At 69.9% G+C, this 23,070-nt stretch carries 24 protein-coding genes; 17 read left to right on the top strand and 7 right to left on the bottom strand.

The genetic code is table 11. The features are described from left to right. Window positions 1–123: 123 nt before the first annotated feature. Window positions 124–1,587 carry an SDR family oxidoreductase gene (locus tag ACQP03_RS28575; RefSeq protein ID WP_357174580.1) on the bottom strand — a complete coding sequence of 488 codons (1,464 nt, stop codon included), beginning with the start codon at window positions 1,585–1,587 and terminating at the stop codon, window positions 124–126. 84 nt (window positions 1,588–1,671) lie between these two features. On the opposite strand from ACQP03_RS28575, the gene glyA reads away from it, so the two are divergent. The 13 genes from glyA (at window position 1,672) to ACQP03_RS28510 (ending at window position 12,673) form a co-directional block, all read left to right on the top strand. After that, a complete protein-coding gene (glyA, locus tag ACQP03_RS28570) occupies window positions 1,672–2,961 on the top strand; it encodes a serine hydroxymethyltransferase (RefSeq protein WP_363660972.1) in 1,290 nt (429 codons plus the stop codon). Then, a complete protein-coding gene (locus ACQP03_RS28565) occupies window positions 2,954–3,376 on the top strand; it encodes a hypothetical protein (protein WP_357133967.1) in 423 nt (140 codons plus the stop codon). The genes glyA and ACQP03_RS28565 overlap by 8 nt, the downstream gene beginning before the upstream one ends. Before the next feature lie 190 nt (window positions 3,377–3,566). Then, on the top strand, window positions 3,567–3,803 hold the full coding sequence (locus tag ACQP03_RS28560) for an AtpZ/AtpI family protein (protein ID WP_355052858.1): 237 nt from the start codon (window positions 3,567–3,569) through the stop codon (window positions 3,801–3,803). Window positions 3,804–3,814: 11 nt separating this feature from the next. Next, the gene (gene atpB, locus ACQP03_RS28555; protein ID WP_357133971.1) at window positions 3,815–4,612 is read left to right on the top strand and encodes a F0F1 ATP synthase subunit A; all 798 of its coding nucleotides are present in this window, start codon (window positions 3,815–3,817) and stop codon (window positions 4,610–4,612) included. 65 nt (window positions 4,613–4,677) lie between these two features. Continuing rightward, a complete protein-coding gene (locus tag ACQP03_RS28550; protein ID WP_357133974.1) occupies window positions 4,678–4,911 on the top strand; it encodes an ATP synthase F0 subunit C in 234 nt (77 codons plus the stop codon). A gap of 33 nt (window positions 4,912–4,944) precedes the next feature. Next, a complete protein-coding gene (locus ACQP03_RS28545) occupies window positions 4,945–5,484 on the top strand; it encodes a F0F1 ATP synthase subunit B (RefSeq protein ID WP_112584053.1) in 540 nt (179 codons plus the stop codon). After that, window positions 5,484–6,305: a F0F1 ATP synthase subunit delta gene (locus ACQP03_RS28540; protein WP_357133977.1), complete on the top strand. Its 822-nt coding sequence runs from the start codon at window positions 5,484–5,486 to the stop codon at window positions 6,303–6,305. The genes ACQP03_RS28545 and ACQP03_RS28540 overlap by 1 nt, the downstream gene beginning before the upstream one ends. A gap of 140 nt (window positions 6,306–6,445) precedes the next feature. Beyond that, the gene (gene atpA / locus ACQP03_RS28535; RefSeq protein WP_357133980.1) at window positions 6,446–8,098 is read left to right on the top strand and encodes a F0F1 ATP synthase subunit alpha; all 1,653 of its coding nucleotides are present in this window, start codon (window positions 6,446–6,448) and stop codon (window positions 8,096–8,098) included. Between the two features lie 4 nt (window positions 8,099–8,102). Further along, window positions 8,103–9,032 carry a F0F1 ATP synthase subunit gamma gene (locus ACQP03_RS28530; protein ID WP_357133983.1) on the top strand — a complete coding sequence of 310 codons (930 nt, stop codon included), beginning with the start codon at window positions 8,103–8,105 and terminating at the stop codon, window positions 9,030–9,032. Then, window positions 9,032–10,468, top strand: a complete 1,437-nt coding sequence (gene atpD, locus ACQP03_RS28525; RefSeq protein WP_357133986.1) for a F0F1 ATP synthase subunit beta — start codon at window positions 9,032–9,034, stop codon at window positions 10,466–10,468. Before ACQP03_RS28530 ends, atpD begins: the two co-directional genes overlap by 1 nt. A gap of 223 nt (window positions 10,469–10,691) precedes the next feature. After that, a complete protein-coding gene (locus ACQP03_RS28520) occupies window positions 10,692–11,834 on the top strand; it encodes an LCP family protein (protein ID WP_357133989.1) in 1,143 nt (380 codons plus the stop codon). An 89-nt stretch (window positions 11,835–11,923) separates the two neighbouring features. After that, on the top strand, window positions 11,924–12,205 hold the full coding sequence (locus ACQP03_RS28515; protein ID WP_355052864.1) for a F0F1 ATP synthase subunit epsilon: 282 nt from the start codon (window positions 11,924–11,926) through the stop codon (window positions 12,203–12,205). A 12-nt stretch (window positions 12,206–12,217) separates the two neighbouring features. Beyond that, window positions 12,218–12,673, top strand: coding sequence for a DUF2550 domain-containing protein (locus ACQP03_RS28510; protein WP_357133993.1), 456 nt, complete (start codon window positions 12,218–12,220; stop codon window positions 12,671–12,673). 90 nt (window positions 12,674–12,763) lie between these two features. Here the strand turns inward: ACQP03_RS28510 and ACQP03_RS28505 are convergent, their stop codons facing one another. Both ACQP03_RS28505 and ACQP03_RS28500 read right to left on the bottom strand, forming a co-directional pair. Further along, on the bottom strand, window positions 12,764–13,147 hold the full coding sequence (locus ACQP03_RS28505) for a peptidase inhibitor family I36 protein (protein ID WP_357174583.1): 384 nt from the start codon (window positions 13,145–13,147) through the stop codon (window positions 12,764–12,766). A gap of 302 nt (window positions 13,148–13,449) precedes the next feature. Next, window positions 13,450–14,022 carry a cob(I)yrinic acid a,c-diamide adenosyltransferase gene (locus ACQP03_RS28500; protein ID WP_357133999.1) on the bottom strand — a complete coding sequence of 191 codons (573 nt, stop codon included), beginning with the start codon at window positions 14,020–14,022 and terminating at the stop codon, window positions 13,450–13,452. Here ACQP03_RS28500 and murA point away from each other — a divergent pair. Next, entirely contained in the window at window positions 14,021–15,463 is a 1,443-nt protein-coding gene (gene murA, locus ACQP03_RS28495; RefSeq protein ID WP_357134005.1) for a UDP-N-acetylglucosamine 1-carboxyvinyltransferase, read from the top strand. The genes ACQP03_RS28500 and murA overlap by 2 nt on opposite strands. 24 nt (window positions 15,464–15,487) lie before the next feature. Here murA and ACQP03_RS28490 read toward each other — a convergent pair whose 3' ends face one another. Beyond that, window positions 15,488–16,036, bottom strand: a complete 549-nt coding sequence (locus tag ACQP03_RS28490; protein WP_357398123.1) for an RNA polymerase sigma factor — start codon at window positions 16,034–16,036, stop codon at window positions 15,488–15,490. Window positions 16,037–16,080: 44 nt separating this feature from the next. On the opposite strand from ACQP03_RS28490, the gene ACQP03_RS28485 reads away from it, so the two are divergent. Next, window positions 16,081–17,526, top strand: coding sequence for a serine/threonine-protein kinase (locus tag ACQP03_RS28485; RefSeq protein ID WP_433459101.1), 1,446 nt, complete (start codon window positions 16,081–16,083; stop codon window positions 17,524–17,526). Here the strand turns inward: ACQP03_RS28485 and ACQP03_RS28480 are convergent. Next, a complete protein-coding gene (locus ACQP03_RS28480; RefSeq protein WP_433459099.1) occupies window positions 17,517–18,161 on the bottom strand; it encodes a hypothetical protein in 645 nt (214 codons plus the stop codon). The two genes, ACQP03_RS28485 and ACQP03_RS28480, sit on opposite strands and share 10 nt — an antisense overlap. 165 nt (window positions 18,162–18,326) lie before the next feature. Between ACQP03_RS28480 and ACQP03_RS28475 the strand changes: the two genes are divergently transcribed. Next, on the top strand, window positions 18,327–19,175 hold the full coding sequence (locus tag ACQP03_RS28475) for a 3-hydroxyacyl-CoA dehydrogenase family protein (RefSeq protein WP_357134017.1): 849 nt from the start codon (window positions 18,327–18,329) through the stop codon (window positions 19,173–19,175). A 44-nt stretch (window positions 19,176–19,219) separates the two neighbouring features. Here the strand turns inward: ACQP03_RS28475 and ACQP03_RS28470 are convergent, their stop codons facing one another. Together ACQP03_RS28470 and ACQP03_RS28465 are read right to left on the bottom strand one after the other, a co-directional pair. Continuing rightward, the gene (locus ACQP03_RS28470) at window positions 19,220–20,065 is read right to left on the bottom strand and encodes an ABC transporter permease (protein WP_357134019.1); all 846 of its coding nucleotides are present in this window, start codon (window positions 20,063–20,065) and stop codon (window positions 19,220–19,222) included. Next, a complete protein-coding gene (locus tag ACQP03_RS28465; RefSeq protein WP_357134022.1) occupies window positions 20,062–20,913 on the bottom strand; it encodes an ABC transporter ATP-binding protein in 852 nt (283 codons plus the stop codon). The genes ACQP03_RS28470 and ACQP03_RS28465 overlap by 4 nt, the downstream gene beginning before the upstream one ends. Before the next feature lie 150 nt (window positions 20,914–21,063). On the opposite strand from ACQP03_RS28465, the gene ACQP03_RS28460 reads away from it, so the two are divergent. Further along, window positions 21,064–23,064, top strand: a complete 2,001-nt coding sequence (locus ACQP03_RS28460) for a protein meaA (protein WP_433459096.1) — start codon at window positions 21,064–21,066, stop codon at window positions 23,062–23,064. Window positions 23,065–23,070: the final 6 nt, after the last annotated feature.

Raw genomic sequence — 23,070 nt, 5'->3', positions numbered from 1 at the left:
AGTTTCTGCGGGGATTTAGGGTGCCAAGGCCGCAAAGCGACAACACAAAGTGCAAGATCGGCGTGGGCGGCGTGGGCGGCGTGGGCGGCGTGGGCGGCGTGGGCGGCGTGGGGGTGGGGTGGGTTAGGGGGATTGTTCGGCGTTGCGGGCTATGTTGCGGGCCATCCCGCCGAAGATCACGGCGTGGAACGGGGTCACCGAACTCCAGTAGGCGTGACCGCCGAGGCCGCGAGGGAGGAAGACGGCGCGTTGCTGGTAGCGGCTGTGGCCGTTCTCGGCCGGCAGCGCCCGCATCTCCAGCCAGGCGCGGCCGGGCAGCCGCATCTCCGCGCGCAGCCGCAACAACTCGCCCGGAATGATCTCCTCGACCCGCCAGAAGTCCAGCGCCTCGCCGACCTGGAGGCGGTGCGGGTCGCGCCGGCCCCGGCGCAGCCCCACACCACCGACCAGCCGGTCCAGCCAGCCGCGTACCGACCAGGCGAGGGGGAACGAGTACCAGCCGTGCTCGCCGCCCACGCCCTCGATGACCCGCCAGAGCGCGGCCGGCGACGCGTCCACCGCCCGTTCCCGTACGTCCGTGTACACCGTTCCGCCGGACCAGTCCGGGTCGCTGGGCAGCGGCTCGGCGGGCGCGTCGGTGCCGCTCGCGGTGGACCAGCGCGTCTCCACCTGGGCGTCGCGCACCTTGGCCAGCGCCAACCGCACGGCGTCGTCGAAGCCGGTGAGGCCGCCGGGCGGATCGGGCACGTACCGGGCGATGTCGTGTTCGTGGGCCACGGCCTCGTGGATCAGGCTCTCCACCAGCGGCCGGGCGATCTTGTTCGGTACCGGGGTGATGAGGCCGACCCAGTGCGACGAGAGCGACGGGGTGAGGGGCCGGACCGGCACGATGATCCGTCGTCGTAACCCGGCCACCCGGGCGTAGCGGTCCATCATGTCGCGGAAGGTCAGCACGTCCGGTCCGCCGATGTCGAAGCCGCGGTTGACCTCGGGCGGCAGGGTGGCACAGCCGGCCAGGTAGCGCAGCACGTCGCGGACCGCGATCGGCTGGATCCGGTTGCGGACCCACCGTGGCGTGACCATGGCGGGCAGCCGCTCGGTCAGGTAGCGCAGCATCTCGAACGACGCCGAGCCGGAGCCGATGATCACCGCGGCGCGGAGCACCGCCGTGGGCACGCCGCTGGCGAGCAGGATCCGGCCCACTTCGGCCCGGGACCGCAGGTGCGGCGACGGGACCTCCGCGTCGGCCGCCGGCTCCGGACCACCGAGGTAGACGATCCGGCGTACGCCGGCCGCGCGGGCCGCCGCCGCGAAGTTCGTCGCCGCCGTCCGGTCGGCCGCCTCGAAGTCCGCCCGGCCGAGCGAGTGCACCAGGAAGTACGCGACGTCCACGTCGGCGAAGGCGGCGGGCAGTGTCTCCGGCCGGCTCAGGTCACCCTCGACGATCTCGGCCGCCGCCGCCCACGGAACATCGCGCAGGCGTACGGCCTTGCGGGCGAGGCAGCGCACGGTGTGCCCGTCGGCGAGTAGCAGCGGCGTCAGTCGCCCGCCGATGTATCCGGTGGCTCCGGTGACGAGGCATCTCACGGGTCCCAGTGTGCGGCCCCGGAGGGCCTGTCGCACAGGAACTGGCCGGCCGCCCTTGTGCGACAGGCCCTAGACTCGTTCGCTGTGGAGACCGAGACGAGCACCTTCTGGGGGCCGGATTTCGCCCAGCTCAGGGCCACCGATCCGGAGATCGCCGGGGTGGTCCTCGGTGAGCTGGACCGGTTGCGGGGTGGCCTGCAACTGATCGCGAGCGAGAACCTGACCTCGCCGGCGGTGCTGGCCGCGCTCGGCTCGACGTTGACCAACAAGTACGCCGAGGGGTACCCGGGTCGGCGCTACTACGGCGGCTGCGCCGAGGTGGACCGGGCCGAGGAGATCGGCATCGCCCGGGCCAAGGAGCTGTTCGGGGCCGAGCACGCCAACCTCCAGCCGCACTCCGGGGCGAGCGCCAACCTGGCCGCGTACGCCGCGCTGGTGCAGCCGGGGGACACGGTGCTGGCGATGGACCTGCCGCACGGCGGGCACCTCACCCACGGCAGCCGGGTGAACTTCTCCGGCAAGTGGTTCCACCCGGTGGGCTACCCGGTCCGGCCGGACACCGAGCTGATCGACTACGACGAGGTACGCGATCTGGCCCGCGCGCACCGGCCCAAGCTGATCATCTGTGGGGCCACCGCGTACCCCCGGCTGATCGACTTCGCCCGGTTCCGGGAGATCGCCGACGAGGTCGGGGCGTACCTGATGGTGGACGCCGCGCACTTCATCGGCCTGGTGGCCGGTCGGGCCATCCCGTCGCCGGTGCCGTACGCCGACGTCGTCTGCACCACCACCCACAAGGTGCTGCGCGGCCCCCGGGGCGGCATGATCCTCTGCCGCGAGTCGCTGGCCCAGCGGATCGACAAGGCGGTCTTCCCGTTCACCCAGGGCGGCCCGCTGATGCACGCGGTCGCGGCCAAGGCGGTCGCGCTGCGTGAGGCGGCCCAGCCCGAGTTCCAGACGTACGCCGCCCAGGTGGTGCGCAACGCGCAGGCGCTCGCCGCCGGGCTGGCCGACGAGGGCATGCGCCCGGTGTCCGGTGGCACCGACACCCACCTCGCGCTGATCGACCTGCGGGAGCTGGGGGTGACCGGCGCGGAGGCCGAGGCCCGCTGCGACGCCGCCTCGATCACCCTGAACAAGAACGCCATTCCGTACGACCCGCAGCCGCCGTTGGTGGCCTCCGGTATCCGGGTGGGCACACCGAGCGTCACCACGCAGGGCCTGCGCGAGGGTGAGCTGCGGCAGGTGGCCGCCCTGATCGCCCGCGCGGTACGCACGAACCCGGGTGAACCGGGTGGCGCCGACGCGCTGAGCACGATCGGCGCCGAGGTGGCCGAACTGGTCGCGGCTTTCCCGGCGTACCCCCGTGGCTGAGCCCGGGGTGGTCGAGCCCGCGAGCGACGGGCGGTGGCGGCTGCGGCACCTGCCGGTGCTGCTGGCCGCGTCGGCGGCGCTGGCCGTGGTCGCGGCCGTGGTGGGCGGGGTGACCGGTGGCGCGACGGGCGCGCTCGGCGCGGCGGCCGGGGTGGGCGTGACGGTGCTCAGCTACACCCTCACGACGGTGGTGCTGGCGCGGGCCGACCAGGTCAACCCGCAGTTGCTGCTGCCGCTCGGGCTGGGGCTGTACGTGCTGAAGTTCACCCTGTTGGGTGTCGTCCTGGTGGCGGTGGCGTCGACCGGTTGGGCGGGGTTGGTCCCGCTCTGCCTCGGCATCGTCGCCGGGGTGGCAGTGTGGACAGCGGCGCACCTCTGGTGGCTGACCACGGTGCACGCCCGCCGCTCCGGCTGACCTGGTCGTCGACACGGGTGTCCCACCTAGCGGACGCGCGGCAATGTGTCGGCCTCCGGTCATTTTCCGACGGGCGGAAGGGGAGTAGCGTGCCCACAGACGACGGCGCCCACGAGAAGCCCACACAACGACGGTTGTGCGGGGGGTGAGGCACAGCCTCGTCTTCCCGGCTGATATCGTTCGCCCCGTCATGGCTGATGACCAAACCCCCCGTCCCGCCGGTCAACCGGACGACTATCCGTCCGGCGCCGGTCAGGGTTGGACCGCGCTCAGCTACCTCATCGGAGGCATGCTCGTGTGGGGTTTCATCGGCTGGCTGGTCGACCAGTGGCTCGACACCGGTGGCGTCGCCACCGGGATCGGCTTCGTGCTCGGCATGGCTGGGGGCGTCATCCTGGTCATCCGCCGACTCGGCACGCCTACTTAGGAAGGGACGCGGTGTTCGGACAGGCGAACGTCCTGGCAGCGGGCCAGGCGGCATTCCCACCCAGTGTGGAGGACTTCTACCTGCCCGCGATCGTGCCCTGGGGCGCGGAGAACGCTCCGTGGTTCACCAAGTTCACCTTGATGATCTGGATCGCGGTCGGCGCCTTGATCATCTTCTTCCTGGCGACCTACCGGAACCCGAAGCTGGTGCCGACCAAGAAGCAGTGGTTCGCCGAGTCGATCTACGGCTTCGTGCGCAACAACATCTCGGTCGACATGATCGGGCACCAGGGCGTGCGGTTCGCCCCGTACTTCACGACGCTGTTCTGCTTCGTGCTGGTGACGAACGCCTTCGCGATCATCCCGTTCTTCCAGATCTCGCCGAACTCGCACATCGCCTTCCCGGCGATCCTCGCGGTGATCAGCTACGTGCTGTTCAACTACATCGGCATCCGGCACCACGGCTTCGGCAAGTACTTCAAGCACGCCCTGATCCCGCCGGCACCCTGGTACATCCTGCCGCTGCTGATCCCGATCGAGGCGTTCTCGACCTTCATCATTCGGCCGTTCTCGCTGGCCGTTCGTCTCTTCGCGAACATGTTCGCCGGCCACATGCTCCTGCTGGTCTTCACGCTCGGCGGCTTCGCGATGCTCAACGCCAACGCCTGGTTGGCGCCGGTCTCGGTGGTCTCCTGGGTGATGACCGTGGCGCTGACCCTCCTCGAGGCGCTCGTCATCGTCCTGCAGGCCTACGTCTTCACGGTCCTGAGCGCCAGCTACATCCAGGGCGCTCTCGCCGAAGAGCACTGATCCACGCACCAACCGTTGTCGTCCCGCGTGAGAGTCACGCGTGATAACCAGGAGGAACCACACCAATGGACGTTAGCGTTCTCGCCGCGGTCAACGGCAGCACCGCCGCCATCGGCTACGGCCTCGCGGCCATCGGCCCGGGCATCGGCGTTGGCCTGGTCTTCGCCGCCTACATCCAGTCGACCGCCCGGCAGCCCGAGTCGTCGCGCATGACCCTGCCGTACGTCTGGATCGGCTTCGCCGTCATCGAGGCGCTCGCCCTGTTCGGCATCGCCTTCGGCTTCATCTGGGCCAAGTAGTACCCGCCCCTTCCGACCGGGAGGTCACCCATGTTGTTCCTCCTCGCCGCCGAGGGTGGTGAGTCAGACCACAACCCGATCATTCCGATCTGGCAGGAGATCGTGGTCGGCACGGTCGCCTTCGCCGTGCTCTGCTTCGTGCTGATGAAGTTCGTCTTCCCGCGTATGGAGCAGACGTTCCAGGCTCGGGTCGACGCGATCGAGGGCGGCATCAAGCGCGCCGAGGCCGCCCAGGCCGAGGCGAACCAGCTGCTTGAGCAGTACCGCGCCCAGCTCGCCGAGGCGCGGACCGACGCCGCCAAGATCCGTGACGACGCGCGGGCCGACGCCGAGGGCATCCGGCAGGACATCCTCGCCAAGGCGCGGGAAGAGTCCGACCGGGTCATCCAGGCCGGCAAGGACGCGCTCGCCGCCGAGCGGGCCACCATCGTGCGCGAGCTGCGCGCGGAGGTCGGCACCATCGCGGTGGACCTGGCCAGCAAGATCGTCGGCGAGTCGCTGGCCGACGAGGCGCGGCGCAAGGGCACCGTCGACCGGTTCCTGAGCGGCCTCGAGAGCACGGGGGCCCGCTGATGCAGGCCGCCAGCCGGGAGTCGTACAAGGTCGCGGCCGAGGGCCTCGACGCGTACGTCCGCGGCGCGGAGCCGTCGGCGGTGGCCTCCACCGCCGACGCCATCCTCTCCGTGGCGACCCTGCTGCGGCGTGAGCCGCGGCTGCGTCGGGCGCTGTCCGACCCGGCTCGTTCCGGCGCGGACCGCGGCGCGCTGCTCGGCGACATGCTGGGTGGGCGGATCGGCGCGGACGCGCTCGACCTGCTCGTCACGCTGGTCTCGGGCCGCTGGTCGGCACCGTCGGAGTTGCTCGACGGCACCGAGCGCCTCGGCGTGGAGGCGCTGCTGGCCAGCGCCGACTCCGCCGGTGAGCTGGGCGAGGTGGAGGACGAGCTGTTCCGCTTCGGTCAGGTCGTGTCCGGTCAGTCGGCGCTGAGCAACGCTCTCGCCGACCCGGTCGCCCCGGTCGAGCAGCGGGCCACCCTGGCTCGCGAGCTGCTCGCCGGCAAGGCCCGGCCGGTCACCGTCAGCCTCGTCGAGGCTGCGCTCGCCGGCTTCGGCGGGCGTTCCTTCACCGGAGCGCTCACCCGGCTGGTCGAGCTGGCCGCCGACCGGCGTGACCGGCAGGTGGCGTACGTGACCGTCGCGGCCCCGTTGAGTGACGAGGACGAGCGTCGACTGGGTGCGAGCCTCGCCGCGATATACGGTCGGGAGGTGTCCGTCAAGCAGACGGTCGACCCCGCCGTTCTCGGTGGCGTGAGCGTCCGGGTCGGTTCCGACCTGTACGACGGCACCATCCTGCGCCGCCTCAACGAGACACGCAACGCGCTCGCGAAGCGCTGAACGGCTCACCGCCAGCAATGCGGTGGTTCCGCCGCCTCACGTTGGGGCGGCTCCGCCGCCGCAGCGCCTGGATTGACAGACGCCATTCGGACCGGTTGGTACTAGGTATCCCGGGCCCCTGAATTTTAAGGAAGCAGAGGATGGCCGAGCTGACCATCTCGACGGAGGAGATCCGCGGCGCCCTGGAGCGCTACGTCTCCTCCTACTCGTCCGACGTCTCCCGCGAGGAGGTCGGCACCGTCGCCGACACCGGCGACGGCATCGCCCACGTCGAGGGCCTGCCCTCGACCAAGACCAACGAGCTCCTGGAGTTCGAGGACGGCACGCTCGGCGTGGCGCTGAACCTCGACGTGCGGGAGATCGGCGTGGTCGTCCTCGGTGACTCCGCCAAGCTGGAGGAGGGGCAGCGGGTCAAGCGCACCGACCGCGTGCTCTCGGTTCCGGTCGGCGACGCGTTCCTCGGCCGCGTGGTCAACGCGCTCGGCCAGCCGATCGACGGCCTCGGCGACATCGCCGACGAGGGCTACCGCGAGCTGGAGCTGCAGGCTCCGAACGTGATGTCCCGGCAGTCGGTGTTCGAGCCGCTGCAGACCGGCATCAAGGCGATCGACGCGATGACCCCGATCGGTCGGGGCCAGCGGCAGCTGATCATCGGTGACCGCAAGACCGGCAAGACCACCGTCGCCCTGGACGCCATCCTCAACCAGCGCGACAACTGGCGCACCGGCGACCCGAAGAAGCAGGTCCGCTGCATCTACGTCGCCATCGGCCAGAAGGCCTCCACCATCGCCTCGATCAAGGGGCAGCTGGAGGAGGCGGGCGCGCTGGAATACACCACCATCGTCGCCTCGCCGGCGTCCGACCCGGCCGGCTTCAAGTACCTCGCCCCGTACACCGGCTCGTCCATCGGACAGCACTGGATGTACGGCGGCAAGCACGTTCTGATCGTCTTCGACGACCTGAGCAAGCAGGCCGAGGCGTACCGTGCCGTGTCGCTGCTGCTGCGTCGCCCGCCGGGCCGTGAGGCGTACCCGGGTGACGTCTTCTACCTGCACTCCCGCCTGCTGGAGCGCTGCGCGAAGCTCTCCGACGAGCTGGGTGGCGGCTCGATGACCGGTCTGCCGATCATCGAGACGAAGGCCAACGACATCTCGGCCTTCATCCCGACCAACGTCATCTCGATCACCGACGGCCAGATCTTCCTGGAGACCGACCTGTTCAACCAGGGCGTTCGTCCGGCGATCAACGTCGGTACCTCGGTCTCCCGGGTCGGCGGCGCCGCCCAGGTGAAGCCGATGCGCAAGGTCGCCGGCTCGCTGCGGCTCAACCTGGCCCAGTACCGCGAGCTGGAGGCGTTCGCCGCCTTCGCCTCCGACCTGGACAAGGCCTCGCAGAACCAGCTGAACCGGGGTTCGCGTCTGGTGGAGCTGCTCAAGCAGCCGAACTACTCGCCGTACCCGGTGCAGGAAGAGGTCGTCTCGGTCTGGTCCGGCGTCGAGGGCAAGCTCGACGACATCCCGGTCGGCGAGGTGCGGCGCTTCGAGGCGGAGTTCCTCCAGTACCTGCGGCACAAGCACGAGGGTGTCCTCGCGTCGATCGCCGACAACCAGTGGGGCGATGACATCATCAACTCCCTGGACACCGCGATCGGCGAGTTCAAGCAGGTCTTCCTCAACAAGGAGGATGAGCGCAAGGTCAACGACGCGCCGGCCGCTCCGCTCGAGGGTGACGAGAACCGCGAGACGGTGACCCGCTTCCGCGACGGCGCGACCGACCGCCCGGCCGAGAGCTGATCTGATGGCGGCCCAGGTACGCGTTCTTCGTCAACGAATCCGCTCGGCGAAGTCGATGAAGAAGATCACCAAGGCGATGGAGCTCGTGGCGACGAGCCGGATCGCCAAGGCCCAGGCGCGGGTGCAGGCGTCCCTGCCGTACGCCGAGGCCATCACCGGTGTGCTCACGGCGCTGGCGTCCAACGCGCGGATCGACCACCCGCTGCTCACCCCGCGCGAGCGGGTGCGGCGGGCGGGCGTCCTGTTGGTCACCAGCGACCGTGGCCTGGCCGGCGGTTACAGCTCCAACGCGATCAGGATGGCCGAGTCGCTGATCGCCCGCCTCAGGGCGGACGGCAAGGAGCCGGTGCTCTACGTCATCGGACGTAAGGGTGTCGGGTTCTACCGGTTCCGCGACCGGCCGATCGAGGCGAACTGGACCGGGTTCAGCGAGCAGCCGTCGTTCGAGGACGCCCGCGCCGTGGGTGAGACGCTGATCAAGGCGTTCACGGCCGGCGCGGACGACGTCGACGGTGGCGCTGGCGCGGACGGGGTGCGGGGCGTGGACGAGTTGCACATCGTCTACACCGAGTTCCACTCACTGATGACGCAGAACCCGGTTACCAAGGTCATCGGTCCGATGCAGGTCGAGGACCGGCCGCGCTCCGAGGGGCTGCTGCCGGCGTACGAGTTCGAGCCGGAGGCGGAGGCGCTGCTCGACGCGCTCCTGCCGAGGTACATCAACACGCGGATCTACGCGGCGTTGCTGGAGTCGGCGGCGAGTGAGTCGGCGGCACGGCGGCGGGCGATGAAGAGCGCCACCGACAACGCCGAAGAGATGATCGAGAAGTACACGCGTGAGATGAACTCGGCCCGTCAGGCCGGGATCACCCAGGAGATCAGCGAGATCGTCGGCGGCGCCAACGCGCTTGCCGCGTCGGGAAGTGAAGTGTGATGACTGCACCAGTAGAGACCAAGACGGCCACGGGTCGCGTGGTCCGGGTCATCGGCCCGGTCGTCGACGCCGAGTTCCCGCGCGACGGCATGCCGGCCCTGTTCAACGCCCTGAACGTCACCGTGAGCCTGTCCGGCGGTGAGAAGACGCTGACCCTGGAGGTCGCCCAGCACCTGGGTGACAACCTGGTCCGCGCGATCTCGATGCAGCCGACGGACGGTCTGGTTCGCGGCGCCGAGGTTCGCGACTCCGGTAAGCCGATCACCGTTCCGGTGGGCGACGCGGTCAAGGGCCACGTGTTCAACGCGATCGGCGAGGTGCTCAACCTCAAGGAGGGCGAGACCCTCAACCCGGACGACCACTGGGGTATCCACCGCAAGGCCCCGGCCTTCGCGGACCTGGAGCCGAAGACCGAGATGCTGGAGACCGGCATCAAGGTCATCGACCTGCTCGCCCCGTACGTCAAGGGCGGCAAGATCGGTCTGTTCGGCGGCGCGGGCGTGGGCAAGACGGTGCTCATCCAGGAGATGATCACCCGGGTTGCCCGTAACTTCGGTGGTACCTCGGTCTTCGCCGGCGTGGGTGAGCGCACCCGTGAGGGCAACGACCTGATCGCCGAGATGACCGAGTCCGGCGTCATCGACAAGACCGCGCTGGTCTACGGCCAGATGGACGAGCCGCCGGGCACGCGTCTGCGGGTCGCGCTCTCCGCGCTCACCATGGCGGAGTACTTCCGCGACGTGAAGAAGCAGGAGGTGCTGCTCTTCATCGACAACATCTTCCGCTTCACGCAGGCGGGTTCGGAGGTCTCCACCCTGCTCGGCCGGATGCCGAGTGCCGTGGGTTACCAGCCGACCCTGGCCGACGAGATGGGCGAGCTCCAGGAGCGGATCACCTCCGTCCGGGGCCAGGCCATCACCTCGATGCAGGCGATCTACGTGCCGGCGGACGACTACACCGACCCCGCCCCGGCCACCACGTTCGCCCACCTCGACGCGACCACCAACCTGGAGCGGTCGATCTCCGACAAGGGCATCTACCCGGCCGTGGACCCGCTGGCGTCCTCGTCCCGGATCCTCGCCCCGGAGTTCGTCGGCCAGGAGCACTTCCAGGTCGCCACCGAGGTGAAGCGGATCCTGCAGCGCTACAAGGACCTGCAGGACATCATCGCCATCCTCGGTATCGAGGAGCTCTCCGAGGAAGACAAGATCACCGTGGCCCGGGCCCGGCGGATCGAGCGCTTCCTCTCGCAGAACACCTACGCGGCGGAGCAGTTCACTGGCGTGCCGGGCTCGACGGTCCCGATCAAGGAGACCATCGAGGCGTTCCGCAAGATCAGCGAGGGTGAGTACGATCACTTCCCCGAGCAGGCGTTCTTCATGTGCGGCGGTCTCGAGGACCTGGAAGCCAAGGCTGAGGAGCTGATGAAGGCCTGACAGCCCTCGTCGTACCTGTACCGCAAAAGACTGCCCCGGCAATGTCGGGGCAGTCTTTTGTTCATCTTCACGTCTTACCATCGTCGCGGTCCGTTACTCGTGGTCGTCACTCACGTGGCAGCCGAGATACGGTCGGTCCGCGCGTTCGCCATCACGAGCGCGGACGAGTGCAACCTTTCGACGACGTGAGCCCGTCTCCTCTGCGTGGGCGTAGCGAACGGAGATGAGTGTGGGTAAGGCCGGCAAGAAGGGCCGCAAGTCGTCCATGTGGCGGGGCGTGCCGCGCTGGGCCAAGGTGTGCACCGTGTTCGGCCTGGTGCTGACCATGCTCAGCGGCGGTGTGCTGGTCGGCACCGAGGTGCTGATGGCCCGCTACGAGGGCGCCGTCGGCAAGGCCGACCTCTTCGGTGACCAGGCGGCGGGCGCCAAGGAGAAGAAGAGCGACATCAAGGGCCCGCTCAACCTCCTGCTGGTCGGCATCGACCCGCGTACGCCGACGGCGGCGCCGCTGGCCGACTCGATCATGGTGCTGCACGTCCCGGCGTCGATGGACCGGGCCTACCTCTTCTCGCTGCCGCGGGACCTCTACGTCGACATTCCGGCCTTCAAGAAAGCCAACTTCAACGGCGAGTCGACGAAGATCAACGCAGCCATGTCGTTCGGCAGTCAGGTGCCCGGCAAGAACCCCGACGCGGCGCGGGGGTTCGAGCTGCTGGCCACGACGGTGCAGAACGTGACCGGCATCAAGCGGTTCGACGCCGGTGCCATCATCAACTTCACCGGCTTCCAGAAGATCGTCGACGCGATGGGCGGCGTCGACATGTACGTCGAGCGGGACGTGAAGTCGGAGCACAAGCAGCCGGACGGCAAGCCCCGGCCGGGCAACCCGCACGGCTACGGCTACATCGGCCCGCAGGCGGTCTACAAGAAGGGCAACCACCACCTCAGCGGGTGGCAGGCTCTGGACTACGTCCGGCAGCGCTACGAGCGCAACGGTGTCCCGGACGCCGACTACGGCCGGCAGCGGCACCAGCAGCAGTTCGTCAAGGCGATGGTCGGGCAGGCATTCAGCGCCGACGTGGTCGCCAACCCGATCAAGCTGGACAAGGTGCTGCGCGCCGCCGGCCAGTCCCTGATCTTCAACGGTCGGGGCAACAGCGTTGTCGACTTCGGGCTCGCCCTCAAGAACATCCGCCCGAACACCATCCAGATGATCAAGCTTCCCGGTGGCGGGCTCTTCGAGGGCAAGACCTACAAGGGTGAGCAGTTCCAGGCAGGCGTCCCGGACTTCTTCACCGCCCTGCACAATGAACAACTGGACCCGTTCCTGCTCGAGCACCCGGAATTCCAGAACAAGACCAAGTAGCCGTGGCGCAGCTCTCGCCACCCGCGTTGGGGGCGGCGCGGCGGCACGACTAGACTTTCGGCAATCCGCCGCCGCAGCAAGGAGACAGCGTGGCAAAGCAGCTTCACGTCGAGCTCGTCGCCGTCGAGGAGAAGGTCTGGTCCGGTGAGGCCGAGATGGTCGTCGCCCGGACCACCGAGGGCGAGCTCGGTGTCCTGCCGGGTCACGCGCCGCTGCTCGGCCAGCTCGCCGAGCCCGGTCAGGTCCGCATCAAGCTGGCCGGCGGCGAGCAGGTCTCGTACGAGGTGGCCGGCGGCTTCCTCTCGGTGAGCGCCGAGGGCGTCACCGTGCTGGCCGAGAGCGCGACCCCGGTTTCCGCGCAGAGCCGCTGAGTCACACCGGGGATGGAGATCGTCGAAGGGATCGGGGTCGGCGTCGCCGTCATACTCGTCGCGCTTCTCGTGCTCTTCGTCCGGCGGGCCCTCGTGACCCGCAGCGGTGGCATCATCCGGCTCAGCGTCCGGGTCACCACCGTGCTCGACGGGCGTGGCTGGTCGCCCGGCTTCGGCCGGTTCGCCGCTGACGAGCTGCGCTGGTATCGAATGTTCAGCTTCGCGATCCGCCCCAAGCGGGTTCTCTCCCGCAAGGATCTCGCGGTCGAGCGCCGACGGTTGCCCGAAGGGCAGGAACGGCTCTCCATGCCGGCCGACTGGGTGATCCTCCGCTGTACGAGTCACCACGCACCGGTGGAGATCGCCATGGCGCGATCGACCGTGACCGGTTTCCTCTCCTGGCTCGAGGCCGCCCCTCCGGGGGCGGTCTCGCCGCGTCTGGCCTCCCAGGACTGGCCGGCTGCCTGAGCCGTGCCGGCTGTCGGTGTCCCGCTCGAATGGATCCCGGAACGAAAAATTGGGCCACGGCAAGCCGTGGCCCAATTTGTTGCTGCGTGACTAGCAGCTCGAGGTCCGCCAGCGGTGCGATCGCAGGTTCTCGTAGATGTCGTTCATGAACTGGTCGTTCTGTCCGAGGCATCCGTACGTGCCGGTGTAGTTCGCGCCGGAGTAGAAGTACACGGACCGGTAGCTCGTGCTCCGGCCCCGGTTCTCGGCCGAGCGGACCACCTGGTTGTCCGCCCAGGAACACACGACGGGCGCGTTGAACCAGTCATTGTCTGCGTTGCTCCAGCTACACATCGAGCCGGTGGCGTTGCTGCCGCTCCAGACGCAGAAGTCCCCGACCGGGCACGTGGCGGCTGCCTGTGCCGGCAGGGCCATTCCGAAGACGAGTAGCGACATCATTCCGAGCGTGGCGACGAGCCTGCGTGCGATCCTCACAAATCTCCCCGTTCATCGGCAGTTCGCGGCAGCCGATCGATGCCGCCCCCCAGACCCTATACATAGGACAGTTGGACGTCGATAAATATCGAGTGACGGCGAAGCGAACCGGGCGTGATTCCACGCCTGGCCGGGTCAGGTGGGAGTGAGAGAACCGCCCCGACGTCGGCAAGTCGGCCGGCGTGCGGTCGGCGTGCCGACGACGGTGGCGGGCCGGGTGGGAGGGGGCTGGTTGGGAATTCGCCGGGACCACGCGTGGTAGCCGCGAGATCGGGAACCCCACACCCGTACGACGCAGACGGTCAGCGGTTGCCGCCCGGCACCCATAGCACATCGCCCGCCGGATTTGCCGTTCTTGACAGGATAAAGAGCAGATCGGAGAGCCGGTTGAGATACTTTGCCGGGAGCGGGCTGGTCCGGTCCGGATCGTGGCTGACCAGCGCCCACGCCGCCCGCTCGGCGCGCCGGGCGATGGTCCGCGCCACGTGCAGCAGCGCCGCGCCGGCGGTGCCGCCGGGGAGGATGAAGGAGTCGAGCTTGCTCAGGCGCGCGTTGTACTCGTCGCACCAGCCCTCCAGGCGCTCGACGTACTCCTCGGTTACCCGCAGCGGCGGGTACTTCGGCTCCGGCTCGACGGGCGTGGACAGGTCGGCGCCGACATCGAACAGGTCGTTCTGTACCGACGCCAGGACGGCCCGCAGCTCCTCGTCGAGCTGGCCCAGGGCGAGTGCGACCCCGATCGCCGCGTTGCACTCGTCGACATCCGCGTACGCGGCGATCCGTGGATCGGTCTTCGGGACCTGCTCGTTGTTGCTCAGCCTGGTCATGCCGGCGTCGCCGGCCTTGGTGTAGATGCGCGTGAGGTGGACGGCCATGACGCACAGCCTACGGATACCGGAACTGACGATCCCCGCTCGGCCGGACACGACAGCCGGCTGGCCAGCGGTGGTGGGTCCGGGCGACGCCGGTGACACGGCGGTCAACGACGTCGACGTCATCCGGGTCTGCGGTGCGGCCCGGCTGGCGGGCACCGTGCACGTCGTCGGCGCCAAGAACTCGGCACTGAAGTTGATGGCCGCCGCGCTGCTCGCTCCCGGCCGCAGCGTGATCACCAACGTTCCGCGGATCACCGATATCGCGATCATGGGGGAGGTCCTGCGGCGGCTGGGCTGTGACGTCCGGTTCGACACGGACCACCCCGTCGATCCGATGGTGGCGCGGGGCGGCGTCGCCCGGTCCCGCTCGGTCACCATCGACGTACCCGAGCAGCCGGGCGCGGAGGCCGACTACGACCTGGTCCGGCGGCTGCGCGCGTCGATCTGCGTGCTCGGCCCCCTGCTGGCCCGTCGTGGCTACGTGCGGGTGGCCCACCCGGGCGGCGACGCGATCGGCTCACGTGGCCTGGACATGCACATCTCCGGGCTGACCCGGATGGGCGCGGAGATCTCCGGTGAGCACGGGTTCGTCATCGCCGAGGCCCCGCACGGGCTGCGCGGCGCCGACATCGTGCTGGACTTCCCGAGCGTGGGGGCGACCGAGAACCTGGTCATGGCAGCGGTGCTGGCCCAGGGCGCCACGACGATCGACAACGCGGCCCGGGAGCCGGAGATCGTCGACATCTGCACGATGCTCAACCAGATGGGCGCGCGGATCTCCGGCGCCGGCACGTCCACCCTGCGGATCACCGGCGTGCCCGGCCTGCAGCCGGTGCGGCACGCCACCGTGGGGGACCGGATCGTCGCCGGCACCTGGGCGTTCGGCGCCGCGATGACGCGTGGCGACGTGACGGTCACCGGCCTGGACCCGGCCTACCTGGAGGTCGCGCTGGACAAGGTCGTCGCGGCCGGCGGCCTGGTCGAGACGCGGGGCGACGGCTTCCGGGTACGCATGGACGACCGGCCCCGCGCGGTGGACGTGGTGACCCTGCCGTACCCCGGCTTCGCCACCGATCTGCTGCCGATGGCGATCGGGCTGGCCTCGGTCAGCGACGGCGCATCCCTGATCACGGAGAACATCTTCGACGGCCGGTTCATGTTCGCCAACGAGATGATGCGGCTCGGCGCGGACATCAAGACCGACGGGCACCACGCCGTGGTCCGCGGTCGCGAGCGGCTGTCCGGGGCGCCGGTACGCGCCACCGACATCCGCGCCGGCGCCGGGCTGATCATCGCCGGACTCTGCGCGGACGGACCCACCGAGGTCTCGCACGTGCACCACGTCGACCGGGGTTACCCGGACTTCGTGGCCGACCTGCGCGCGCTCGGCGTGGCGGTGGAGCGGGGCACCGCGCCCGAGGAGCCGTCGCTGGAGATCTGAGACCCCGCTGCGCCTCTCGCGGTCTCAGGTGGCCTGCAGCGAGGCGCGCACGTGCCGTCGGGCGTCGTGGATGCGTGACTTCAGGGTGCCGACCGGGATGGAGAGGTGGTCGGCGATCTGGTCGTAGGTCAACTGGCACAGGTCGCGCAGTACGAGCGGGGCGACCAGTTCGGGTCGGTGCGCCTCCAACCGTTCCAGCGCGTCGAGCAGGTCGAGCCGGGAACCGGCGATCACGCTCGTGGTGCGGGGGTCGGCGGTGTCGAGCGGGAGCAGTGGCGTGGACTGCTCCTCGGCCCGACGCTTGAGGCTCCGATACGTCTGCCGGGCGCAGTTGGCGGTGACGATGTGCAGCCAGGTGGAGAACTTCGACCGGCCAGCGAAGCTGTCAATCTTGCGGGCGACCTGCAGAAGCGCATCCTGGCACGCCTCCTCGGCGTCCTGCCGGCAGGGGAGGAGGCGTAGACACTGCCGCATGACCTGCGGACCGATCCTGATCAGCAACGCGTCGAGGGCGGCGGCGTCCCCCTTGGCGGCACGATCAGCCAGCTCTTCGACATCAAGATCGTCTGGCATGATCGGGCCCCGTTCCTCAGCGTTTAGTCGGCCATAATACGGGCGTGTCAGTACCCGGCAAGATCGGCCGATACCGCGTTGTGGGGCGTATCGGATCCGGAGCTTTCGCCACCGTGTGGCTCGGCGCCGACGACGCTCTGGACGCCTCCGTCGCGATCAAGGTGTTGGCCGACAACTGGTCGTACCACTCCGATCTGCGGGAGCGGTTCGAGCAGGAGGCGCGGATCATGCGACGGACGGATTCGAGCCTGCTCGTGCGTGTGCTCGACGTCGGCGAGCTGCCGGACGGACGCCCGTACCTGGTGATGCCGTACGCGGCCGGTGGCACTCTCGCGGATCGACTCGCCTCGGGACCGATGCCGGTCCGGGAGGCGCTGCTCGTCGCGGCCGACATCACCCGCGCCGTCATGGTGCTGCACGAGGCCGGCGTGCTGCACCGGGATCTCAAGCCGTCCAATGTGTTGTTTCAGCCGGCGGCGGGCCGGGATCGGGTGCTCGTCGCCGATCTTGGCCTGGCCAAGGCGCTCGCCAACGCGTCCGGCTTCACGATCGCGGCCGGCACACCCGGCTACATGCCGCCCGAGCAGGCCACCGCCGGTGGCGGTCTGGACATCCGCGCGGACGTGTACGCGATCGGCGCGACGACCTACCACATGGTGACCGGCCGCCCGCCCGACCCGGCATGGTCCGCTGGCAGCCGATCGGGCCGGGCCGGACGTTCTCTCCCCCGTCCGTCCCAGCTCCGGCCCGGAGTTCCCACCGAAGTGGACGACCTGGTGCGGCGTGCGCTGCATCCCGACCCGCGGCAACGCTGGGCGTCCGCCGCGGTGATGCTCGGGGAACTCCAGCGGGTCATCGCGTCGACGGAGCGGGAGGCGGGCCGTGGTCGCCTCGTGCGGCAGATGGCGAGGGTCGTCGGCGTCGCGGTCGCCCTGAGCGCCCTGCTGGCGACGACCGGTTCCAGCTCCACACTGTCGGAACGGCCAGGGTGGGTTCGGGTACGCGATGCCTCCGGCGCTCTCTCGGTCGCGGTGCCGGCGAGCTGGGCCGGCCAGCTGAAGGACGCCGGCTGGGATCCTTCGGTGCTGCGCCTCGCGGCCGGCCAGGCGCCGGGTCTCGTGGTCGCCCCGGATCTCGCCGCCTGGTCGGACCCGGCGAGTGGGATGCCCGGTGTGTTCGTCGGGGTGAGCCGGGCACTGCTCGGCGGCGACCCGGCGCCGGCGTTACCCAGCCACGCCTCCTGTGTCCAGCAGCCCGACCGGACCGTGGATGTGGGCGGGGACCGGGCGCTGGTACGGCGGTGGACCTCGTGCGGCGCCTCGGTGTCGTTCAGCGAAATCGTGATCCCGGTGCCGCAGCGCCGCTATGGCGTCTACCTGCAGATCAAGCAGGTCGACGACGCGGACCTGACCGACGAGATCCTGGCCGGCCTGCGGTTGTCCAGCGCGCTGGCGCCACAGGCCGGCCGTTTCGAGTCGGTCTACTCGTAGCAGTCCTGGTTCGCGTACTGGAGGGTCAACTGGACGACCTTGCCCTTGATCGTCTCGATGCGGTAGACGGCCTTGCTGTTGCCGGGGGTCTTCGCGAAGCCACGACCGTTCGTCGCGTCTCCGTCGGCCGCCGTCCAGGCCGGGTAGATCCGCAGCATCTCGGCGCTCGACATGCCGATGCGTGCTCCCTCGGGCGTCTTGATCCCCTCGTACGCGTCGATGGTCGCGATACCCAGCGTCGACGAGAGAAGGACGGCCCCCTCCTCGCTGCGGGCGGCGCGCAGGTACGACGGCGTGCAGCCGCCCGTGTTGCTGGCGAACGCCCGCAGCAGTCCCGTCCCGGTGGCCTCCTGGCGGGTCATGCCGAGCTTGAGTGAACCGATGCCGTTCGGACCCAGGACGAGCGACGTGGGGCGGGTCGCGGTGCTGGACGGCCGGGCGGACGGCGTCGAGGAGGGAGAGGTCGAGGAGGGAGAGATAGGCGGCGGGATGGGGCTGCCGGTGGTGACCGCGCTGGTCGTCGGTTCGGGCGAGCCGGCCGGCGCGGCGTTGCCGTCCTGGTGTGCGGGCGACGAGCACGCCGCGACGAGCAGGAGGCAGGTGAGGGTTCCGACCATGGACGTTGCGCGCATCATGAGCTCCAGGCTGTTGCCACTTGTTGGTTGTCGTAGGGTTCGATGCACCCACTCGGGAGTTTGTTCGCTCCGGCGAGTCGCGAATTCGTCACCTGCCCTTAGTCATCGTTCAGGCTCGCCGACTAGGGTGCAGGCAGGCACTCAATCGCAGTGAGGGAGAAGCAGATGGCGGGTCGACTCGCGGTCGTCGGGGCCGGGCTGATGGGCTCCGGCATCGCCCAGGTGGCGGCGCAGGCGGGCTGGCAGGTGACGCTGCGCGACCTGGACGACGCGGCCACCACCCGGGGGCTCGGCGGCATCCGGAAGTCGCTGGAGAAGTTCGCCGAGAAGGGCAAGATCGAGGCGTCCGACGTCGAGGCGACCCTCGCGCGGATCACCCCGACCACCGACCTGGAGGCGGCGGCGGACGCGGACATCGTGGTCGAGGCGGTCTTCGAGCGGCTGGAGATCAAGCACGAGGTGTTCCGGGCGCTGGACAAGATCTGCAAGTCCGACGCGGTGCTCGCCACCAACACGTCGGCCATTCCGGTCACCCAGATCGCGGCGGTCACCGAGCGGCCGGAGGCCGTCGTCGGCACCCACTTCTTCTCCCCGGTGCCGATGATGCAGCTCTGCGAGCTGGTGCGCGGCTACAAGACCAGCGACGCCACGCTCGACACGGCGCGCGCCTTCGCCGAGGAGATCGGCAAGACCGTCGTCGTGGTCAACCGCGACATCGCCGGCTTCGTCACCACGCGGCTGATCTCCGCCCTGGTCATGGAGGCGGTCAAGCTGGTCGAGTCGGGCGTGGTGTCCGCCGAGGACCTGGACACCGCCTGCCGGCTCGGCTTCGGGCACGCCATGGGTCCGCTGGCCACCACCGACCTGACCGGCGTGGACGTGCTGCTGCATGCCTCGAAGAACATCTACACCGACACGGCCGACGAGAAGTTCTTCCCGCCGGAGCTGCTCCAGCGCATGGTCACCGCCGGTGACCTGGGCCGCAAGACCGGCAAGGGCTTCTACACGTACTGAGCGGGTGACGACCGGGGCGGGGCTGCCCGCCCCGGTCGGCCCGCTCAGCCGTCGCGCTTGGTGGTCCAGCGGAAGGTGGTCAGGCAGAGCACGAGCCCGATCACACACCACAGGGCCAGGACCAGCGCGACCCGCCCCAGCTCGAACGAGCCGCCCGGCTCCTGCGCCCCGAAGCTCTCCGGCAGGAACACCGACCGCAGGCCCTGGCACATCCACTTGAGCGGGAAGAACGCGGCGACCTGCTGCATCCAGGTGGGCAGGTCGGTGAAGACGAAGAACACCCCGGAGATGAACTGGAGCACCAGCGCGACCGGAGTCACCACCGCCGAACCGCTGCGGGCGGTGCGGGCCAGCGACGAGATGGCGATGCCGCACAGGGTGCAGGCGGTCACCCCGAGCACGGAGACCCAGCCGAAGGTGAACCACTTCCCGGCGGTGCCCGGCAGGTTCAGGTCGAACAGCGCCACCGCGACGGCCAGCAGCAGCGCGGTCTCGGCGATCCCGATCGCCACCACCATGATCACCTTGCCGGCGAACCAGACCCACTTCGGCATCGGCGTGCCCCGGTAGCGCTTGAGCACCCCCCGGTCCCGCTCGATCGGGATCCAGATGCCCAGGTTCTGGAAGCTCACCGTCATCAGGCCGGTGGCGATCATGCCGGTGATGAAGTACTGGGTGAACCGGACCCCGCCGCCGATCGTCCCGTGGAAGATCGACGCGAAGATCAGGATCATGATGATGGGGAAGCCCATCGTGAAGACCACGGACTCCCGGCTGCGCAGGAACTGGGTGATCTCCAGTCGGCCCTGGCGCAGGGCGAGCGTGCCGACGCCCGGCCGTCGGCCCGGGGTCGCGGCGACCGGCGTCGCCGGCTTCGTCGTGGTCGTCATCGCGAATGTCCGATCATCGTGAGGTAGACGTCCTCCAGGGTCGGCCGGGTCACCGTGAGCCCGGGGACCTCGCCGCCGTAGCGCGCGGCCAGGTCGGCCACGAGGGCCGTCGGCGTCGCGCTCTGCGCTCTCTCCCACGTCCCTTCCGGGGTACGCCAGGAGACCGTCGCGAGCGCATCCTGGCGGTTGCCCAGCCGGTTGGGCGCGGCTACCTCGACCAGCCGGCCGCCGGCGATCACGCCGACCCGGTCGGCGAGCGCCTCCGCCTCGTCCAGGTAGTGGGTGGTGAGCACGATCGTGGTGCCGGCTGCGGCGAGGTCGCGGATCAGCTCCCAGAACTCGCGGCGGGCCTCCGGGTCGAAGCCGGTGGTCGGCTCGTCGAGGAAGAGCAGCTCGGGGCGGCCGATGATGCCCAGCGCCACGTCGAGGCGGCGCTTCTGCCCGCCGGAGAGGGTGTGCGTACGAGCCTTCGCCTTCGCCGCCAGCCCGACCCGTTCGATCACCTTGGCGGGGTCGTCCGCGTCCGGATAGAACCCGGAGAAGTGCCGGACCACCTCGGCCACGGTCAGCTCGTCGAACTCGCCGGTGCCCTGGAGCACGATGCCGACCCGGGAGCGCCAGTCGGCGTCCGGTCGGGCCGGGTCAACGCCGAGCACGGACACCTCACCGGCGTCCCGGTGCCGGTAGCCCTCCAGGATCTCCACGGTCGTGGTCTTGCCCGCGCCGTTCGGGCCGAGCAACGCGAACACCTCGCCCCGGTGGACGTCGAGGTCCACGCCCGCCACCGCCACGTTGTCGCCGTACGCCTTGCGCAGCCCTCGGACGGAGATGGCCAGCTCGTCATCCATGCGTCCAGTGTGCGTCCTGGTGGCCACCGGTCGACGCCCGGGGTGTGGCGGTGCCGGCCACGGCGGGCGCTTCGCACCCGGCCGTCCTCGACATGGACCTGTGTGGTTTTCCACAACGTCTTCTACTGAACGGTAACTTAGACTCCGGCCATGGATGAGACGCCGACCCGGCTGCCCGAGCGGGACCGCCCGTGGGTCATGCGCACGTACGCCGGCCACTCGTCGGCCGCCGCGACCAACGCGCTCTTCCGCCGCAACCTCGCCAAGGGGCAGACCGGCCTGTCGGTCGCCTTCGACCTGCCCACCCAGACCGGCTACGACCCCGACCACGAGCTGGCCGCCGGTGAGGTGGGCCGGGTCGGCGTGCCGGTGGCCCACCTCGGCGACATGCGGGCGCTCTTCGACGGCATCCCGCTCGCCGGGACGAACACCTCGATGACCATCAACGCGCCGGCGATGTGGCTGCTCGCCCTCTACGCGGCCGTGGCCACCGAGCAGGGGTCGAGCGCCGACCTGCTCGCCGGCACCACCCAGAACGACATCATCAAGGAGTACCTGTCCCGGGGGACGTACATCTTCCCGCCGGCGGCCTCGCTGCGGCTGACGGCGGACGTCATCGCGCACACCCTGACGACGATGCCGAGGTGGAACCCGGTCAACATCTGCTCGTACCACCTTCAGGAAGCTGGCGCGACACCCGTGCAGGAGGTCGGCTTCGCGCTGGCCACCGCCGTCGCCGTCCTCGACGCGGTCCGCGACTCCGGTCAGGTGCCCGCCGAGCGGATGGGTGACGTGGTGCAGCGGGTCTCGTTCTTCGTCAACGCCGGGGTGCGTTTCGTCGAGGAGATCGCCAAGATGCGCGCGTTCGGCGTGCTGTGGGACGGGATCACCCGGGAGCGGTACGGCGTCACCGAGGCCCGGCAGCGGCGGTTCCGCTACGGCGTACAGGTCAACTCGCTCGGCCTCACCGAGGCACAGCCGGAGAACAACATCCAGCGCATCGTGCTGGAGATGCTCGGCGTGACGATGTCCCGCGACGCCCGAGCCCGTGCCGTGCAACTGCCGGCCTGGAACGAGGCGCTTGGCCTGCCCCGGCCCTGGGACCAGCAGTGGTCGCTCCGGATGCAGCAGGTTCTGGCGTACGAGTCGGACCTGCTCGAATACCCCGACCTCTTCGCCGGTTCGCACGTGATGACCGCACTCGTCGACGAGATCGTCAGCGGGGCGCGCGTGGAGCTGGACGCCGTGTTGGAGATGGGCGGTGTGGTGGCCGCCGTGGAGACGGGCTATCTCAAGAGCGCGCTGGTCGCCTCGCTGGCCGAGCGCCGTCGCCGGATGGAGTCCGGACTCGACGTGGTGGTCGGCGTCAACCGCTTCGCCGAGACCGAACCATCCCCGTTGACGGCGGCGGGCGCCGAGGCCGTCGAACAGGTCGATCCCATGGTCGAGGCGGTCGCCGTCGCCTCCGTACGCGAGTGGCGTGCCGGGCGGGACGGCGCGGCGGTCGACGCGGCACTGGCCCGGCTCCGCGCGGACGCCGCGACCACCGCCAACCTGATGCCGGCGACCCTGGAGTGTGTACGGGTCGGGGTGACCACCGGGGAGTGGGCCGGCGCGCTGCGCGACGTCTTCGGTGAGTACCGGGCGCCGACCGGCCTGTCCGGCGCCACCGGCAGCGGCGGCGACGCGGGTCTCGCGGCGGTCCGCGAGCGGGTTGCCGCCACCGCGCGCGAGCTGGGCACCGGACGGCTGCGGTTGCTGGTCGGCAAGCCCGGCCTGGACGGGCACTCGAACGGCGCCGAGCAGATCGCGGTACGCGCCCGCGACGCCGGCTTCGAGGTCGTCTACCAGGGCATCCGGCTGACCGCCGGCCAGATCGTCGCCGCCGCCGTCGAGGAGGACGTCGACCTGGTCGGGCTGTCCGTGCTGTCCGGCTCACACCTGGCGGCCGTGCCCGCGGTGCTCGACGGGCTGCGGGCCGCCGGCCGGGCGGACCTGCCCGTGGTGGTGGGCGGCATCATCCCCGTCAGTGACGCCGACACCCTGCTCGCCGCCGGGGTGGCCCGGGTCTTCACCCCGAAGGACTTCGCCCTCACCGGGATCATCGACGACCTGGTGACGGTCATCCGGCGGGCCAACGACCTGCCCTGACCCGGT

The sequence above is a fragment of the Micromonospora sp. CA-248212 genome, assembly GCF_050948405.1.
Lineage (GTDB): Bacteria > Actinomycetota > Actinomycetes > Mycobacteriales > Micromonosporaceae > Micromonospora.
This window is presented reverse-complemented; position numbering and strand designations above follow the sequence as displayed.

Excerpts from the sequence above, each read along its gene's own strand:
- ACQP03_RS28560 (WP_355052858.1), top strand. The coding sequence starts at position 3,567 with ATGGCTGATGACCAAACCCCCCGTCCCGCCGGTCAACCGGACGACTAT.
- ACQP03_RS28550 (WP_357133974.1), top strand. The coding sequence starts at position 4,678 with ATGGACGTTAGCGTTCTCGCCGCGGTCAACGGCAGCACCGCCGCCATC.
- ACQP03_RS28540 (WP_357133977.1), top strand. The coding sequence starts at position 5,484 with ATGCAGGCCGCCAGCCGGGAGTCGTACAAGGTCGCGGCCGAGGGCCTC.
- atpA (WP_357133980.1), top strand. The coding sequence starts at position 6,446 with ATGGCCGAGCTGACCATCTCGACGGAGGAGATCCGCGGCGCCCTGGAG.
- ACQP03_RS28530 (WP_357133983.1), top strand. The coding sequence starts at position 8,103 with ATGGCGGCCCAGGTACGCGTTCTTCGTCAACGAATCCGCTCGGCGAAG.
- atpD (WP_357133986.1), top strand. The coding sequence starts at position 9,032 with ATGACTGCACCAGTAGAGACCAAGACGGCCACGGGTCGCGTGGTCCGG.
- ACQP03_RS28520 (WP_357133989.1), top strand. The coding sequence starts at position 10,692 with ATGAGTGTGGGTAAGGCCGGCAAGAAGGGCCGCAAGTCGTCCATGTGG.
- ACQP03_RS28510 (WP_357133993.1), top strand. The coding sequence starts at position 12,218 with ATGGAGATCGTCGAAGGGATCGGGGTCGGCGTCGCCGTCATACTCGTC.
- murA (WP_357134005.1), top strand. The coding sequence starts at position 14,021 with ATGACGCACAGCCTACGGATACCGGAACTGACGATCCCCGCTCGGCCG.
- ACQP03_RS28500 (WP_357133999.1), bottom strand. The coding sequence starts at position 14,022 with ATGGCCGTCCACCTCACGCGCATCTACACCAAGGCCGGCGACGCCGGC.
- ACQP03_RS28490 (WP_357398123.1), bottom strand. The coding sequence starts at position 16,036 with ATGCCAGACGATCTTGATGTCGAAGAGCTGGCTGATCGTGCCGCCAAG.
- ACQP03_RS28480 (WP_433459099.1), bottom strand. The coding sequence starts at position 18,161 with ATGATGCGCGCAACGTCCATGGTCGGAACCCTCACCTGCCTCCTGCTC.
- ACQP03_RS28475 (WP_357134017.1), top strand. The coding sequence starts at position 18,327 with ATGGCGGGTCGACTCGCGGTCGTCGGGGCCGGGCTGATGGGCTCCGGC.
- ACQP03_RS28470 (WP_357134019.1), bottom strand. The coding sequence starts at position 20,065 with ATGACGACCACGACGAAGCCGGCGACGCCGGTCGCCGCGACCCCGGGC.
- ACQP03_RS28465 (WP_357134022.1), bottom strand. The coding sequence starts at position 20,913 with ATGGATGACGAGCTGGCCATCTCCGTCCGAGGGCTGCGCAAGGCGTAC.
- ACQP03_RS28460 (WP_433459096.1), top strand. The coding sequence starts at position 21,064 with ATGGATGAGACGCCGACCCGGCTGCCCGAGCGGGACCGCCCGTGGGTC.